Annotated in this window: 17 protein-coding genes; 8 read left to right on the plus strand and 9 right to left on the minus strand. The window is 67.7% G+C overall.

All coding sequences use genetic code 11. The annotated features are described in order from the left end of the window. Window positions 1–2 precede the first annotated feature (2 nt). A complete protein-coding gene (locus K3M35_RS11350; protein WP_217579554.1) occupies window positions 3–860 on the minus strand; it encodes an SDR family oxidoreductase in 858 nt (285 codons plus the stop codon). A gap of 151 nt (window positions 861–1,011) precedes the next feature. Between K3M35_RS11350 and K3M35_RS11355 the strand changes: the two genes are divergently transcribed. Then, the gene (locus tag K3M35_RS11355; RefSeq protein WP_081263513.1) at window positions 1,012–2,031 is read left to right on the plus strand and encodes an iron-containing redox enzyme family protein; all 1,020 of its coding nucleotides are present in this window, start codon (window positions 1,012–1,014) and stop codon (window positions 2,029–2,031) included. Between the two features lie 78 nt (window positions 2,032–2,109). On the opposite strand, the gene K3M35_RS11360 is transcribed toward K3M35_RS11355, so the two are convergent. From K3M35_RS11360 to K3M35_RS11370, 3 genes are all read right to left on the minus strand, one after another. Then, window positions 2,110–2,382, minus strand: coding sequence for a hypothetical protein (locus K3M35_RS11360; protein ID WP_006552395.1), 273 nt, complete (start codon window positions 2,380–2,382; stop codon window positions 2,110–2,112). 126 nt (window positions 2,383–2,508) lie between these two features. Then, on the minus strand, window positions 2,509–3,615 hold the full coding sequence (locus tag K3M35_RS11365) for an NAD-dependent epimerase/dehydratase family protein (protein ID WP_064061808.1): 1,107 nt from the start codon (window positions 3,613–3,615) through the stop codon (window positions 2,509–2,511). A 25-nt stretch (window positions 3,616–3,640) separates the two neighbouring features. Next, window positions 3,641–4,186 carry a Dps family protein gene (locus tag K3M35_RS11370; protein ID WP_064061809.1) on the minus strand — a complete coding sequence of 182 codons (546 nt, stop codon included), beginning with the start codon at window positions 4,184–4,186 and terminating at the stop codon, window positions 3,641–3,643. A gap of 218 nt (window positions 4,187–4,404) precedes the next feature. Here K3M35_RS11370 and K3M35_RS11375 point away from each other — a divergent pair, with 218 nt between their 5' ends. Next, entirely contained in the window at window positions 4,405–4,560 is a 156-nt protein-coding gene (locus K3M35_RS11375) for a DUF6131 family protein (RefSeq protein WP_006552398.1), read from the plus strand. A 212-nt stretch (window positions 4,561–4,772) separates the two neighbouring features. Here the strand turns inward: K3M35_RS11375 and K3M35_RS11380 are convergent, their stop codons facing one another. The 4 genes from K3M35_RS11380 to K3M35_RS11395 form a co-directional block, all read right to left on the minus strand. Then, window positions 4,773–5,027, minus strand: a complete 255-nt coding sequence (locus K3M35_RS11380) for a CDGSH iron-sulfur domain-containing protein (RefSeq protein ID WP_019291160.1) — start codon at window positions 5,025–5,027, stop codon at window positions 4,773–4,775. A 4-nt stretch (window positions 5,028–5,031) separates the two neighbouring features. Continuing rightward, complete coding sequence (locus K3M35_RS11385) at window positions 5,032–5,658, minus strand: HemK2/MTQ2 family protein methyltransferase (protein ID WP_019291159.1); 627 nt, start codon at window positions 5,656–5,658, stop codon at window positions 5,032–5,034. Between the two features lie 199 nt (window positions 5,659–5,857). Next, entirely contained in the window at window positions 5,858–7,450 is a 1,593-nt protein-coding gene (locus tag K3M35_RS11390; RefSeq protein ID WP_024101761.1) for an NAD(P)/FAD-dependent oxidoreductase, read from the minus strand. Further along, window positions 7,447–7,890 (minus strand): SRPBCC family protein, encoded by a 444-nt coding sequence (locus tag K3M35_RS11395; protein ID WP_006553563.1) that lies wholly within the window; start codon window positions 7,888–7,890, stop codon window positions 7,447–7,449. Before K3M35_RS11395 ends, K3M35_RS11390 begins: the two co-directional genes overlap by 4 nt. A gap of 115 nt (window positions 7,891–8,005) precedes the next feature. On the opposite strand from K3M35_RS11395, the gene K3M35_RS11400 reads away from it, so the two are divergent. Together K3M35_RS11400 and surE are read left to right on the plus strand one after the other, a co-directional pair. Beyond that, window positions 8,006–8,965: a 1-phosphofructokinase family hexose kinase gene (locus tag K3M35_RS11400; RefSeq protein ID WP_024101762.1), complete on the plus strand. Its 960-nt coding sequence runs from the start codon at window positions 8,006–8,008 to the stop codon at window positions 8,963–8,965. Next, window positions 8,962–9,753 (plus strand): 5'/3'-nucleotidase SurE, encoded by a 792-nt coding sequence (gene surE / locus K3M35_RS11405; protein WP_006553565.1) that lies wholly within the window; start codon window positions 8,962–8,964, stop codon window positions 9,751–9,753. The genes K3M35_RS11400 and surE overlap by 4 nt, the downstream gene beginning before the upstream one ends. A 171-nt stretch (window positions 9,754–9,924) precedes the next feature. Here the strand turns inward: surE and K3M35_RS11410 are convergent, their stop codons facing one another. Beyond that, window positions 9,925–10,911 (minus strand): alpha/beta hydrolase, encoded by a 987-nt coding sequence (locus tag K3M35_RS11410; protein WP_230826393.1) that lies wholly within the window; start codon window positions 10,909–10,911, stop codon window positions 9,925–9,927. Between the two features lie 256 nt (window positions 10,912–11,167). On the opposite strand from K3M35_RS11410, the gene K3M35_RS11415 reads away from it, so the two are divergent. The 4 genes from K3M35_RS11415 to K3M35_RS11430 all read left to right on the plus strand — a co-directional run bounded on the left by K3M35_RS11415 (window position 11,168) and on the right by K3M35_RS11430 (window position 15,179). After that, window positions 11,168–12,694: an FAD-dependent oxidoreductase gene (locus tag K3M35_RS11415; protein ID WP_220666430.1), complete on the plus strand. Its 1,527-nt coding sequence runs from the start codon at window positions 11,168–11,170 to the stop codon at window positions 12,692–12,694. A gap of 89 nt (window positions 12,695–12,783) precedes the next feature. Next, the gene (locus K3M35_RS11420; RefSeq protein WP_006553568.1) at window positions 12,784–13,350 is read left to right on the plus strand and encodes a type 1 glutamine amidotransferase domain-containing protein; all 567 of its coding nucleotides are present in this window, start codon (window positions 12,784–12,786) and stop codon (window positions 13,348–13,350) included. Window positions 13,351–13,450: 100 nt separating this feature from the next. Beyond that, a complete protein-coding gene (locus tag K3M35_RS11425; protein ID WP_019291152.1) occupies window positions 13,451–13,597 on the plus strand; it encodes a hypothetical protein in 147 nt (48 codons plus the stop codon). A 139-nt stretch (window positions 13,598–13,736) separates the two neighbouring features. Beyond that, complete coding sequence (locus K3M35_RS11430; protein ID WP_006553569.1) at window positions 13,737–15,179, plus strand: trehalose-6-phosphate synthase; 1,443 nt, start codon at window positions 13,737–13,739, stop codon at window positions 15,177–15,179. Window positions 15,180–15,224: the final 45 nt, after the last annotated feature.

Here is a 15,224-nt window from a genome sequence, read left to right on the forward strand (position 1 = left end):
GGTCAGCCCGGCATGGTCTCGCCGCCGAGCGGGGCGAGTACCTCACCGCTGTAGTACGACGACATCGTCTCCGATGCGAAGAAGACGTAGGACGGGGCGATCTCGTCGGGCTGCGCGGCGCGGCCGAAAGGGGCCTGTTGCCCGAACTCGGAGACCTTCTCCGCGTCCATCGTCGCCGGGATCAACGGTGTCCACACCGGTCCGGGCGCCACGCAGTTCACGCGGATCTGCCTGTCCTGCAGTGCCTGCGCGAGCGAGTAGGTCAGGGCGATCACCGCGCCCTTGGTCGCCGAGTAGTCGATGAGCGTCTTGTTGCCGCGCAGACCGTTGACCGACGCGGTGTTGATGACGGAACCGCCCGGCGTCAGATGCGGCAGGGCCGCCTTCGTCACGTGGAAGAAGCTGTCGATGTTCACGGCGAAGGTGTGGCGCCACTGCTCCTCGCTCAACTCGGCGAAATCGTCGACAGGCTGCTGGGTGCCGGCATTGTTGACGAGGATGTCGAGGCCACCGAGTTGCTCGACCGTCTCGGCCACCACCGCCCGGCAGTGCTGCGCGTCGCCGAGGTCGCCCGCGATCACGTGGCATGTGCGGCCCTCGCGTCGCACCAGGTCGGCGGTGTGTTCGGCGTCGCGGTGTTCCTCGAGGTACGCGATCGCGACGTCGGCACCCTCCTTCGCGAAGGCGACGGCGACCGCCCGTCCGATGCCGGAGTCGCCGCCCGTGACGAGGGCCTTGCGGCCGGACAGCAACCCGCGGCCGACGTAACCGCGCATCTCGTCGGCGGGGCGCTCGGCCATCTCGTCGGTCTCACCGGGATCGTCGATGGTGTGTGGTTCTCGTTCGCGGTCCTCGCTCATGGCCGCCGGATACCCACAGGCTGCATCGATATTCACGCCCGTTTCCCCGGTCCGCACCGACCGACGGGTCGTTTCTGCACCGACCGACGGGTCGTTTCTGCACCGACCGACGGGTCGTTTCTGCACTGCTCCGAGAGGGTAACCCCGGCGTATGGCTCATGAGACCCGGATGTGCGACGTGCACGACGCTCCGCTTCCCACGCCCCGCGGACCCATCTCCGCCGAGATCGTCGAGCGACTCGGTGGCCCGGTGGACGATGCCGTGTGGGACGTCGCGACCGACGGCGCGGATGCCTATGGCGAGGACGTCCAACTCGCTCTGGCCGTTCTCTACGAGCTCCACTACCGCGGGTTCGCGGGCGTCGACCCGGCCTGGGAATGGGCACCGGGCCCGCTCGGGGTCCGGGCGCGTCTCGAGCGCATCTTCCTCGATCGGCTGCGCGCCGACGTCCCGGCTTCCGACGATCCGCAGGGTGTCCTCGAGGACCTGTGCCGCGAGCCGGACGACTCGTGGGGTGTCTCCCACGAGCTCGCCGCGAACGGCACGTGGGAGATGATGCGCGAGTTCTTCGTGCATCGCTCGATCTACCACCTCAAGGAAGCGGACCCACACGCCCTCGCGATCCCGCGACTGTCCGGTCGCGCCAAAGCCGCGCTGGTCGCCGTCGAGTTCGACGAGTACGGCGGAGGTCGGGCCGAGCGCATGCACTCGCGGTTGTTCGCCGACCTGCTGCTCGCCGCCGGCCTGAAGGACGACTATCTGGGCTATCTCGACGTCGTTCCCGCCGTCACCCTTGCAACGGTGAACTTCATGTCGTTGTGCGGTCTGCACCGCGCATATACGCCGATGCTGGTCGGGATGTTCGCCGCGGCCGAGATCACCACCGCCCCCAGCGCCCGCCGCATGGTCGAGGCTCTCGAGCGTCTGGGCGCCGACGACGCGTGCGTCCTCTTCTACTCCGAGCACATCGAGGCCGACGCCGTCCACGAGCTCGTCCTGCGGCACGACGTGGTGGGTTACATGATCGAACAGGATCCGGCTCGGGCGCAGGACATCTCGTTCGGTGCGCAGGCCATCGAGTTCCTCGAGGGCCGGCTCGGAAGCCATCTGCTGGGCAGATGGACCGCCGGTCGCAGCTCGCTCCTCACGTCGGCGGAGGCACCGGCCTGACACTCGGGTACGAGACAGCGAGTGGAGCCCCGGGACAGTGCGTCCCGGGGCTCCACTCGTCGGTGCCGGGGTCCCGGCTCAGTCGATCAGGCCGGGTTCGTGTGTGGGGGTACCACCGGACCCGCGGAGGCGGCGTCGACGGAGGTTGAGCGCGGACATCACCACGCCGACGACGATGAGCACGGCGGCAGCGATGGCTCCGACGATCACCCATCCCTCGAATCCGTCGCCCGCCGCGTAGAGTACGAGAGCGACGACAGCGATCCCCGCGAGGATGCAGGCGTATCCGACCCAGCCCGAAGCTCGGGACGCAGTGGTGGGAGCGTGAGCTCGATTCGATGGTTTCGTCATGGTGGTGGATACCGCATCCGGCCCTCCACGAAACCAGCCCTCCACGAACCCGCCCTCCACGGCCCAGCAGGGGACGACGGAGGGCGGCGGATGGTTCTGCGCAGGAGAGCGTTACGGCCGAGAGTGTTACGGCGGTATCCGCCGGCCGATGGGCCCACGTTCGACGAGCGCGGCGAGTCGTTCGCGCGCGCTGCGCGGAGAGAGGACGGGGCTGTCGGTGCCCGTCGCGCTGCGCATGCCGCGCACCGTCTCGGACCACACCTCGGGACCGTCGTACTTCGGCGACCATCCGAGTTCCTCGCGGGCCCTTCTGCAGTCGAGCATCGGGCAGGTGTAGGCGAGGTCGATCCATCCGCCCTGCACCGGTTGCAACCGTAGGCGCCAGGTCGCTTCGGCGAGCGCCGACAGACCCCATCGCGGCACCGGAATCGTCGGGCAGTCGAACGGAGCGGCGAAGTCCCGCGCTCCCACCGGGGTCGGTGCACCCAGGTTGAACGGACCGGGCACCCGTCGCTCGAGCGCTGCGACCAGCGCGTCCGCCACATCGTCGGAGTGCACGGCGGGAATCGTGAGCTTGTGATCGATCGGGATCAACGGCAGATGGTTCGTGATGCCGGCGGGCACGAACTCGGGCAGCACGTAGCGTTCGAGGCCCGAGCCGGAGACGAGCTGCCCGATGAATCCCGGGCGGAAACGGGTGAGGACGGGCACGTTCGTGCCGGACTCGAAGTCGTCGAGGAATGTCTCCGCCGCAACCTTGTCGACGCTGTAGACACAGGTGGGCACGCCTTCGCGGGCCCACGACTCGTCGACCTCCCGACGGTAGGCGCCCTCGGAGTACACGGCGGCGGAGGACATGTGGATCACGTGCGCGACACCGGCGTCGGCGGCGGCCGTCATGACGGCGCGGGTACCGTCCACCGCCACCCGCCGGAGATAGTCGCGACGGTGCGAGGGCTGGAATCCCCAGGCCAGGTGCACAACGGCGTCGGCCTCCGCGAAGATCGGAGTCAGGACCCGGGCGGCGTCGGGAGCCCCGAGGTCCACGGCGCACCACTTCGCCGCCGCATACGGATCGCGCGCCGGGGGAATCCGGCGCGCGATCGCGACGATATCGAGTTGCGCGGGGTGAGCGGCCAGCCGGCGCAGGAGCGCCGTGCCGACATTTCCGCTCGCTCCGGTGACGACGATGCGTCGTGGCAGACCGGTTCGGGGTGTGGAAGCCATCGGCATCGTCGGTATCGTCCGGGTGTCCCGGTCAGCGGGCCGATTCCGCTGCGTCCTTCTCCGTCTGCGCATCGGCGTTCGGGAGAATACCGGCAGCGTTCTCGAGGTGCGCGCGGACGAACCACTGGAACTTCTCCAGCTGGCCGGTCTGGCCGATCAGGAGGTCCTCGGTGATCGGGTCGAGCTTGCCGACCTCGTCGATCGCCTTGCGGTTGTCGGTGATGATGCCGTCGTAGACAAGGTCCAGCGCAGCGAGGTGCGCCTGCGCGGTGTCGCGGCCGACCGAGTAGTCGTCCCACGTGCGGTTCTTCTCGATGGCGCCCGGCGTGCCCTTGGGCGACGCACCGAGCGCGGCGATCCGCTCGGCGACCTCGTCCGCGTATCCGCGCACGAGCTCGACCTGCGGGTCGATCATCTCGTGGACGCCGATGAAGTTCGGACCGACGACGTTCCAGTGGATGTGCTTCAGCGTGAGGTGCAGATCGTTGTAGGCACTCAGGCGCTCCTGGAGAATCTTCGCGGTGCGCGAGCCGTCGGCATCGCTCAGACCGGGAACCGTATAGCTCGAGTTCGACATATTCTTCCTCCGGAATGCTCTCGGGTGTGTCGGAAGGCGAATACCCGAGGCACGGTGGAATCCAAACATCCGGGCGCACCGGACGTCCCGTGACCTGCGTCGAATGAATTTGTCCGGATCAGGCGAGTCACAAACGTTTGGAAACGGACCAACCCGGTTATTCGATCGCCGGGCACCGAGGCTTCCAGGTTTCGGTCATGACATCTGAGGTGGCGACAATGATCATTCTGGGTCTGATTCTGTTGGTGGTGGGGTTCTTCACCGGTATCTCGATCCTCACCACACTCGGAGTGATACTTCTGGTGATCGGCGTGATCCTTGCGATCTTGGGCGCGACGGGCCGGGCGATCGGCGGACGCGCGCACTGGTACTGACCCCCTGTCGATCGTCCGTGCCGGAAGGAGACGTTCGGCACGAGGCAGAACTGCGAATCCCGGGTGCTCACGGCACCCGGGATTCGTCGTTTCCGGACCCTTACGACCCCGCCCCGATACGACAGGCCGACCGGCGGCCCGGGGTCCCGGAACGACGTCCGGGCCGGCCCCTGTGCAGGGACCGGCCCGGACCGGAAGGTTAGTTCGATGCCCTAGGTGTCGGTGCGCGCCGCCGCCTTCGGCGTACGGAGTGCGCGATGGCTGGTGTCGCAGAGGGGGTACAGCGCGCTGCGGTGACACCGGCACACGGCCACCACGAAACGGTCCGAGACCGTCTCGGCGCCGTCGTCCTCGACGATCCGCACCGGGCCCTCGACGAGGGTGGGACCGCCCCTCACCTGCCGCACGACCCGTGCTTCGCACTCTCCGTCGGCGGTGAGCTGCGTGATCTTCGGTGCCTTGCTCACGTTCTCAACTCCTCGTGCGGGGGCGGTCGGCGCGGACGACGACCACCTCCTCGGTCAGTGCCCCGGGCTCCGCCAGCTGCGACGAGTACAGATAGTCCGTGCGGTTGCGAAGGACCGGTCCGAAGGGGATACGGCTGCGGGCGACGACGGATGCCTTGAGGTCCGCCTCGCGCAGCCGGGACAGTGTTGCCTCCACACCGGTGAACTCGGAGTGCACGATCAGCGCGAATCCGCCGGGCGTGAGCAGGGTGGGCAGGCTGTCGCACAACGGATCGAGCACGCAGCGGCCGTCGGCGCCGGCATCCCAGCGCGGGTCGCGGTTCTCCCCGTCGCACGGAACGTACGGCGGATTCGACAAGACGATGTCGAACGGACCGTGGCGCAACGCCTCGTCCAGGCCTCCCTGCCGGGCACGGATCGGCAGCCGGCGCGACCACGCGTTGACGCGGGCGCTGAACACGGCTCGCGGGTTGATGTCGAAGGCGGTCACCGACGAGGCACCGAGCATGGCGGCGTTCACCGCCAGAAACCCTGTCCCGGTGCAGAAGTCGAGCACCTTCGCACCCTTCGTACCGCCTGCGTCCGCAAGCGCGCCTGCGAGCAGATACGAATCCTCTTGGGGGCGGTACACCCCCGGAAGACGCCATACCCGCGGCGAATCCGATCCGTCCAGCGCCAGGGAAGCTGTCACGTCACACCACCTCGGTATCTCGAGTTCGCCGGCATCTCCACCACCCCGGGCCGAAAACCCGGATCCGTCCGTTCGCGGGCGGATACCCGCGCGACTTCCGTGTGAAACACGCCACCGTTCCGCGTGGGAGGTCCAGCAATCACGAGAACAGCACCCGGCGAGCGGCATTTCGCACGCGTCGGGTCACCGGAGCGGTGCGTTTGCCGTCCGCGAGTGCGGCGTGAGCGGCGTTCCAGCCACCCATGCCGTGGACTCCCCCGCCCGGATGCGCACCCGAGCTGGCGAGATACACCCCTTCGACCGGCGTCCGCGGTCCGCCGAAACCGGGAGTGGGCCGCAGGAACAACTGCTGGTGGACCTGCGCGGTTCCACCGTTGACGGCGCCGCCGACGAGATTTGCGTCGGCTGCTTCGAGGTCGCCGGGTCGCTGGACGTGCCGGCCGACCACGCGTGCACCGAAACCCGGTGCGTAGGCCTCGAGTTGCGCGTCGACGCGTTCGGCGAGGTGGTCGGCGGACGCGTCGTCGGTGATGCCCCGCGGCAGATGTGTGTAGGCCCAGCAGCTTTCGGTTCCCTCGGGCGACCGCGTCGTGTCGGTGGTGGTCATCTGCCCGAAGAGGAGGAAGGGCGACTCGGGGACGACCCCGGTGGACAGATCGGCCGACCACCGGATCATCGCGTCCGTATCGGCACCGACGTGCACCGTGCCGGCCCCGCTCAACGAGGGCGAACGCCACGGCACGCGGCCGTCGAGCGCGTAGTTCACCTTCACGACCGGGGTGTCCCATTCGAACTTGCGCAGGTCGTCGAGTACCCGTGACCCGACGGCGTCGGCCGGGAGGAGCCGCGTGTACAGGGCCGGGGCCGAGGTATCGGCGAGGACGGCACGTCGCACCTTCACCCGCTCGCCACCGGCGATCCGGACTGCGGAGACCTTCCCGCCCTGCACCTCCACGCCGACGACCGGCGAGTCGCACCGCAGCTGGGCACCCGCTGCGGCGCCGCGCCGGACCAGCGCGTCGGTGAGCGCTCCCGCGCCGCCGACCGGCGCGGGGAATCCGACGTCCTGCGCGAGCATCGTGAGCATGTAACCCATCACGCCGCTGCCGGGCGCCTCGGGCGGTGTGTCGGCATGCATGGCATTGCCCAGGAGCAGCAGCCGCGCCGCCGAACCGCCGAACAACTCCGACGACATCCGGGTGACGGGCAGCGCGAGCATGCGCGCGTAGCGCAGCAGATCTCCCGTCTTCATGGTGCGCAGCAGGTCCACGGAACCCCGGACGGGCGGGAACGGACCGAGGAGCAGTTCGAGAAGCGCGCCGCGTACCTGCTTCCACTGGTCGAACAGCGCCAGCCACGCTTCCCCGTCACCGACGTAGCGACGCTCGAGGTCGGCCGCCGTGTCGGTCGGATCCGGAGAGACGACGATCGCGTCCTCGTCGTCGGGGCCCAGCGGGTGACCGAAGGCCTTCGGGGAACGCGCCCAGCGGAGGCCGTGCGACGCGAGATCGAGGGCTTGGAAGGCCGGTGAGGCCACACCGAGCGGATAGAACGCGCTGAACAGATCGGCGCAGTATCCCGGGTGAAGTTCTGCGCTGCGCACCGCTCCACCGGGTTCGGGTTGTTCCTCCAGTACGAGGACGTCCCATCCGGCGTCGGCGAGCACCGCGGCGGCGGTCAGACCGTTGGGTCCGGCGCCGATGACAACCGCATCGACCGTCGCGTCGCTCATTCGGTGGCGCCTTCGGCGAGCAGCACCAGCCGTCTCAGGCATTCCTGGTTCCGTGGCAACACCATTTCCTCCTGTACGCGATCGGGGACGAGGGCGTACGGTCCTTCGACGACGTGTTCGGCCATCGTGATGCGGGTGCCGCCGTCGTGGGTGGGTTCGAGCGAGATCGCGATCTCGGCCTTGCCGAACAGCCAGGCACGTGCGCGCAGCACCAGTTGCCGTTCGGGCACCACCTCGCTGACCTCGGTGTGGTCGTCGAGCAGGAGAGGCCACAGACCCACCGAATGATGGATCCGGGTGTCCCGTTGCGGCCAGGCGGGGTCGACGGCCCGGATGCGCGACGCACCCACCACCCATGCCGCGTACCGCCAGCCGTCGGCGAGGATCTCCCATACACGCGCCGGTGCCACCGAAGTCTCGATCGTCGCGATCCTGGCCATGCCCGCTCCTCATCCTCTGGACGACAGCTCGCTTGCGGCAGACGCATACCCCGCTTCCGCAGGTGTCACACGACGCCGGGTGTCATCGCTGTTCGGAGGGGGTATCCGGGCGGGCATGGAAGCCGAGAACACCCCCTCCTCCAACCCGTACGCCTTCGTCTTCGCGCCGTCCCCGCTCCTCACGGTAACCCTCGAGAAGGCACCCGACGGAAGCACCGAGCTGCACGTCCATCCCGGCGGGCAGGGATTCTGGATCGGCCGCATGGCGGCGACCCTGGGAATGGACGTGCACCTGTGCGGACCGTTCGGCGGCGAGTCCGGCACGATCCTCGTCGACATGATCAACCGCGAAGGCGTGACGGTGCATGCCGTGGAGACCGCATCACCCAACGGTTCCTACATCCACGACCGGCGCGAGGGCGAACGGAAGGAGATCGTGGAGATCGACCCGCCGGCACTCACCCGTCACGAGACCGACGATCTGTTCAGCGCGTCGCTGGCGTCCGCGATGTGCGCGAAGGTCGCGATGCTGGGCGGACCGCACAACGACGACGCCGTACCGAGCGAGGTGTACACGCGCCTGTGCGCCGATCTGGGAGCCCTCGGCATCCCGGTCGTCGCCGATCTGTCCGGCCCCACCCTCGGTGCGGCCCTCGAAGGCGGGGTGACCGTGCTGAAGGTGAGCCACGAGGATCTCATCGAGGACGGTCGCGCGAAGTCCGAGGATCTCGACGATCTCATCGAGGCCTTGCACCGTCTCCACGACGAAGGTGCCGCCTCGGTGGTGATCTCCCGCGCCGGCGATCCGGCGATCGCACTGGACAACGGAACCATCTGGGAGGTGGAGGCACCCTCGGTGCAGACCGTGGACCACCACGGTGCCGGAGATTCGATGACCGCCGGCATCGCGTCGGCCTACGCCGCGGGCGCGAAGTTCGAGGACGCGCTGCGTCTCGGCGCCGCAGCAGGTGCGGTCAACGTCACGCGCCGCGGTCTGGCGACGGGGCATCGTGGCGCTGTGGAGAAGATGGCCGAGAAGGTGGAGGTCCGGAAGGTGAAGGGGAAGCGTTCATGAAAGCACTGATCGTCAACGACGACGGCATCGACAGTCCCGGTCTCGCCCTGCTCGCCCGCCTCGCGGTCGAGGCGGGATTCGACGTGCAGGTCGCGGCGCCCCATGTCGAGCGCAGCGGCGCCAGTGCATCCTTGACCGCTCTCCAGGACGAAGGAAAACTCCTGCTCAGCCGTCGCCCGCTCGACGACCTGCCCGAGGTGGAATCCTATGCGGTGGAAGCATCTCCGGCGTTGATCACCTTCCTCGCCTCGTACGGCGCGTTCGGGACGGCACCGGACATCGTGTTATCCGGAATCAACCTGGGCCCCAACACCGGTCACGCGATCCTGCATTCGGGCACGGTGGGTGCAGCCCTGACCGCGGCCACCCACGGTGCCCGCGCGGTCGCATTGTCCCTCAACGGGACAGCTCCGTCGCAGTGGGAGACCGCCGAGTTGGTGACCCGTCGCGCTCTCGAGTGGGCCGTCGAACACAGCCGTCCGGGCACGGTTCTCAACGTCAACATCCCCGACATGCCCGTCCACGAGTTACGCGGACTGCGCAGTGCTCCTCTGGCAGGATTCGGTGCCGTCCAGGCCGAGATCGGGGAGGTCGAGGACGACGGCGACATCTCCCGCGCCTTGCCGGTCACCTTCCGGGCGGTCGAACTCGACGAATCCCACGACAGCGACGCCGTTCTCGTGTGCCGGGGGTGGGCGACCGCGACCGTGCTGACGATGCCTTTCGAGGTGGCGGAAGCCGATCTCGGAACCTTGGAATTCGCCCACTCGGGTAGTTCGCAGCAGTAGGTGCTGTAGAAGGTTCCGGGACCGCTCGGTCACGAGTGCCGCGACCGAGCGGTCCCGACTCCAATTGATTCGGGCCGCTGCAGTTCTCAGAGAACTACAGTTCTCAGAGCACTGCAGTTCTCAGAGCACTGCAGTTCTCAGAGCACTGCAGTTCTCAGAGCACTGCAGTGCTCAGGCGACTGCGGAATCGGAGACGTAGCGAGAGATCGGCGTGACGACGGACCGTTGCGCACGACCGGTCGTGTCCGTCACGGACTGCACGAACCGGCCGGCCTCGGCGAGCGCACGCCGGCTCTCGGGAACGCTGTCGGCGAAGATCGGGAAGGCGTGCACCTGGTGTCGCCACAGGTGCAGGTCGCAGCTGACCCCTGCCTCCCGCACGGCCCGCGCCATGGATTCTGCGTCGCTGCGCAGCAATTCGTCGTGACCGGCGTGGATCATCACCGGGGGCAGCACACTGAGGTCGTTGTCGAGCGGGCACATCAGCGGTCCGGGCTCCCCGTCGACGGTCAGACGGGTATGGGTGCCCTCGATGTAGCGTACGAGCGACTGCACGGCCGATCCGGGGAACATGGGGCAGGCCGCCTGCATGTCGTGTTCGGCGCGACGATCGGAATCGAGGTCGACGAGGGGCGACAGCGCGACGATTCCGGCGGGGCGGGGCAGATCGGATTCTGCGATGGCCAGGGCCGTCATGAACGACAGGTATCCCCCGGCGGAGTCGCCTGCGACGACGATGTCCTCTCCCCGATAACCTTTCTCGCACAACCACTCGTAACCGCGTACCGCGTCGTCCACCGCGTGTGCGATGGGAGCGTTCGGCAGCATGCGGTAGTCGACGCTGAGCACCGCGCCGTCGGCGCGATCCGACAGGCTCACGGCCAGCGAACGATGAGTGTTCAATCCGCACATCAGGAACGCGCCACCGTGCAGGTACAGCACCGCGCGCTTGGTCGATCGTCCTTCCGCGCGGATCCACTCTGCACTGCACGCGCCCAGGTCGACGTCCACGTACTGGGCTCCGGAGGGCTTGGGGAGGAGGGACGCAGCGCCGTCGACGACCGACAGTGGCCACGCGAGGTCGGGCCGGGCCATCCATGCCCCGACGACCGGCTTCGCGAGTGCGCGTACCGCGCCCCGAACGACTCGGGAGCGCACGCTTCCACCTCGGTGGGTGCGGCTGACGCCCTCACCTCCACCGAAATCGTCCATCTCAGAAGACAGCACTGGAACCTCCCGTGGGACACCCACGAAACCGGTTGATTTATTTCGCCTTACGCGACGTGGTACTGCGGTTTACCCACACCTGTCCGGCATCGAAACACCCGGTTCGGATCACGAACCGGAAACAACGATGCGAGAGGCTCCCGCAGCGCCCCGTTTACCGGTCCGGCCGGGGAGGTAACCAGCGCATATGCCTACCGAGACCACGGTGTCCCTCTGGCGGGATCGCGCCCCGCACATCGCGACGTACGACGACTGGACGGCCCGCCGGGAGCGCTACGACATCGTGGTCGTCGGCGCCGGGATCACGGGCACCGTGACGGCGCTGCTCCTCGCTGAGAGGGGACTGCGCGTTGCGGTGCTCGAAGCCCGGGACATCGGGGCGGTGACCACCGGGAACACCACCGGCAAGGTCAGCGTCGTGCAGGGCACACGCCTGTCGCAGATCGGCCGCAGACATTCCGGTGCGATCCGTCAGGGATATGTCGACGGCACCCTCGCGGCACAACGATGGGTGGTCGATTTCTGCACGCGGCACGGACTCGACTTCGACCGTGCGGACGCCTATACCTACGCGCAGGATCCGTCGAACGTGAGCATGATCGACGCGGAATACCACCACTGCCGCGCCGCCGGGTTACCGGCCGAGAGGGTCGGTGAGATCCCGCTGCCCTTCGGCGTGGCCGCGGCAGTCACGATTCCCGACCAGGTGCAGGTCGATCCCATGCCCATTCTGTTCACGGCGGTCGACCGGGCGCGTGCGTGCGGCGCCGAAGTGTTCGTCGGGCGGCGCGTGAAGACCGTGGACACCGAGGACGCAGGATGCATCGTCCGCACCGACGACGGCAACATCCGTGCAGATCGCGTCGTACTTGCAACCGGCATCCCCATCCTGGACCGCGGTGCATTCTTCGCCAGGATGGAACCCGACCGCTCGTACTCCATCGCCGTCGAAGTGCCCGGTGGCCCGCCGGAAGGGATGTTCTTGTCCGCGGACAGTCCCACCCGGTCGCTCCGCACCGCCTCTGCGGCGGGAACGTCCTCGTCGGCGGATCGACTACTGCTCGTCGGCGGCAACGGACACGTCGTCGGCCGGCACGATTCGACCCGTTCCGCATACGACGACCTGCTGCGATGGAGTCAACGGACCTTCCCCGGCGCCCACGAACTGTACCGGTGGTCGGCGCAGGACTACACGAACATGGACAGCCTCCCCGAGGTCGGGCCCATCCTGCCCGGTGCCGACCGGATCTGGGTGGCGACCGGCTTCGGCAAGTGGGGCATGACCGGCGGGGTCGCGGCGGCGCACATCATCGCGTCCCGGTTCTCGGAGTCGCCGGATCCCGAGGTCGAGGCGTGGGCGCCCGCCATGGCGGCATGGCGCACCGAACTGGTGACCGGCATTCCCACCGCAGCCAAACTCAATGCCACCGTCGCATTGCACATGGCCAAGGGCTGGTTGCAGGCCGCGACGTCCTCCGGATCAAAGCCGGAAGAAGGACAGGGACGGGTGGTACGCAGTTGCGGACGTCCCGTCGGCGTGTCCACGGTCGACGGCCGGACGCACCGCGTGAGCGCGGTCTGCCCGCACCTCGGCGGAATCCTGCGGTGGAACGACGCGGAGTCGTCGTGGGACTGCCCGCTGCACGGCTCCCGATTCACTGCCGACGGCACTCTGCTGGAGGGGCCCGCGACCGGCAACCTTTCCCCCAGGTGACGCCGAGGGTGGAAAAAGGCGTGAGAGCCCGCGTTTCACACCATCCGAGCCGGGTAATTCTGACAGCAGCCGAGAAAGGACACACGAACATGAATTCCGCCGATGGGGCACGACTGTCCGGACTGACCATCGCAATTCTCGCGACGAACGGAGTCGAGGAGGTCGAGTTCGTCGAGCCGCGTAAAGCTCTCGAGGACGAGGGCGCCACCGTCCGACTCGTCTCGATCGAGCAGGGCGAGATCCAGGCAATGGAGAAGGACGTCAACGCCGCAGGGAAATACACCGTCGATCACCTCGTCTCGGAGGTCTCCCCCGGCGACTTCGACGGCCTGGTGCTTCCCGGTGGAACCACGAATCCCGATCAGCTGCGCCAGGACGACAAGGCCGTGTCGTTCGTGCGGGAGTTCGTCACCTCCGGGCGCCCGGTCGGCGTGATCTGCCACGGACCGTGGATGCTCGTCGAGGCCGACGTGGTGCGCGACCGCACCCTCACGTCGTATCCGAGCGTTCGTACCGACATCCGCAACGCCGGCGGAAACGTCGTCGATCAAGAGGTGGTCGTCGATCGCAACCTGGTCTCGAGCCGCAACCCCGGCGACCTGCCGGCATTCTGCAAGGCACTCATAGATCTCTTCGCGGCGAACCCCGCGAGCTGAATCGTTCGGGCCACGACGCAGGCCGATCCTCGTCACTTCACCGACCGCGACCACAAAGGTCCCGGTCCATCTCCGCCTGTTTTCCGAAAGGACCTCGACGATGCTCGAGCAGAGCCCCGTTTCCGGCGCCACCTTCTTCCCGCCCGCAGCCCTCCACCAGGGCGTGCGATTCAGTACCGCGGAGATCAAGAAGCGTATCGACGAAATGTTCGACAACCCGGCTGCTCCCCTGCCGAGCGAAAGCTGATCTTCCGGAGAACTGCTGGTCGAAGGCCCGCAGCGGTGCACGCAGTTTGCGGCCCCCTACCCGCCTTGATAACAAGAAGTAGTCGATTTCGAACATGTGGGATTGGTTCGCCGTAAGGCAGTTGCACGAAGGCGGGATTATGAACGAACCGAACTCCGACGATTTCGTCGTGGTCGCCAACCGTTTGCCGGTGGATCTCGAGACGCCGACCGACGGTGGCCCGCCGGTCTGGCGACGCAGCCCCGGTGGCCTGGTGACCGCGATGGAGACCGTCCTGAGGTCCAACAGTGGCGCCTGGGTCGGCTGGCCCGGCACTCCCGACGTGACGGTCGATCCCTTCGAGGAGGACGGGCTCTCGCTGTATCCGGTGGAGTTGTCCTCCCAGGAGGTCGAGGAGTACTACGAGGGTTTCTCGAACGACACTCTGTGGCCGCTCTACCACGACGCGCTCATCCCACCCACTTTCGATCGCCGGTGGTGGCGGACCTATCGCGCGGTCAATCAGCGATTCGCCGAGGCCGCGGCCCGTGCCGCTGCCCCCGGGGCGACGGTGTGGGTGCACGACTACCAGCTCCAGCTCGTTCCCCGGATGTTGCGTGAACTCCGGCCCGACGTCACGATCGGTTTCTTCCTCCACATCCCCTTCCCGCCTACCGAACTGTTCCTGCAGTTGCCGTGGCGGAAGGCGATCGTCGACGGTCTGCTCGGCGCCGATCTCGTCGGTTTCCATCTCCCCGGCGGGGCACAGAACTTCCTCTATCTCGCCAACCGGCTCTTCGGACTTCCGGCACCGCGCGGGACCTCGTCGGGCGGCACCATCGTTCTCGGCGACCGGCAGGTTCGTGTCGGTGCCTACCCCATCTCCATCGACTCCGCGCAGCTCCGGGAACGTTCCCGCGACACCGCCGTTCAGGAGCGTGCCGCCGAGATCCGCAGGGACCTGGGCGATCCGGAGGTCATGCTGCTCGGCGTCGACCGGCTCGACTACACCAAGGGGATCGACGTACGTCTCGAGGCCCTGCACGAGCTGTTCGCCGAAGGCACCCTCGATCCCGAGAAGGTCGTGATGGTGCAGTTGGCCACGCCGAGCCGCGAGCGTTTGACGGCGTACGCACAACTCCGCGACCAGGTGGAGCGCGAAGTGGGTCGGATCAACGGCGAGTTCGCCCGGCTCGGTTCCCCCGTCGTCCACTACCTCCATGCCTCGGTCGACCGCGACGAACTGCTCGCGATGTACACCGGTGCCGATGTCATGCTGGTCACTCCCCTGCGCGACGGCATGAACCTCGTCGCCAAGGAATACATCGCCTGCCACCCCGACGGCAGCGGTTCGTTGGTGCTCAGCGAATTCGCCGGGGCGGCAGCCGAACTCCGCCGCGCTCTTCTGGTCAACCCACACGATCTCGAAGGCGTCAAGCGCGCGATCGTGGAAGCGATAGAGGAGGACCCGGCCGAACGGAAGAAGCGCATGAAGACCATGCACGCGCACGTCATGGAGTACGACGTCGCCCGCTGGTCGCGCACCTTCCTCGAGGACCTGCGGGCCACCTCGGGTGCGCACGTCACCGCCTCCGGAAGCTAGGCGTGCGGGTAACCACGGTCAGCCCAGCATCGTCACCGCCACCAA

The sequence above is a fragment of the Rhodococcus sp. DMU2021 genome, from assembly GCF_019641445.1.
Taxonomy (GTDB): domain Bacteria; phylum Actinomycetota; class Actinomycetes; order Mycobacteriales; family Mycobacteriaceae; genus Rhodococcus; species Rhodococcus pyridinivorans.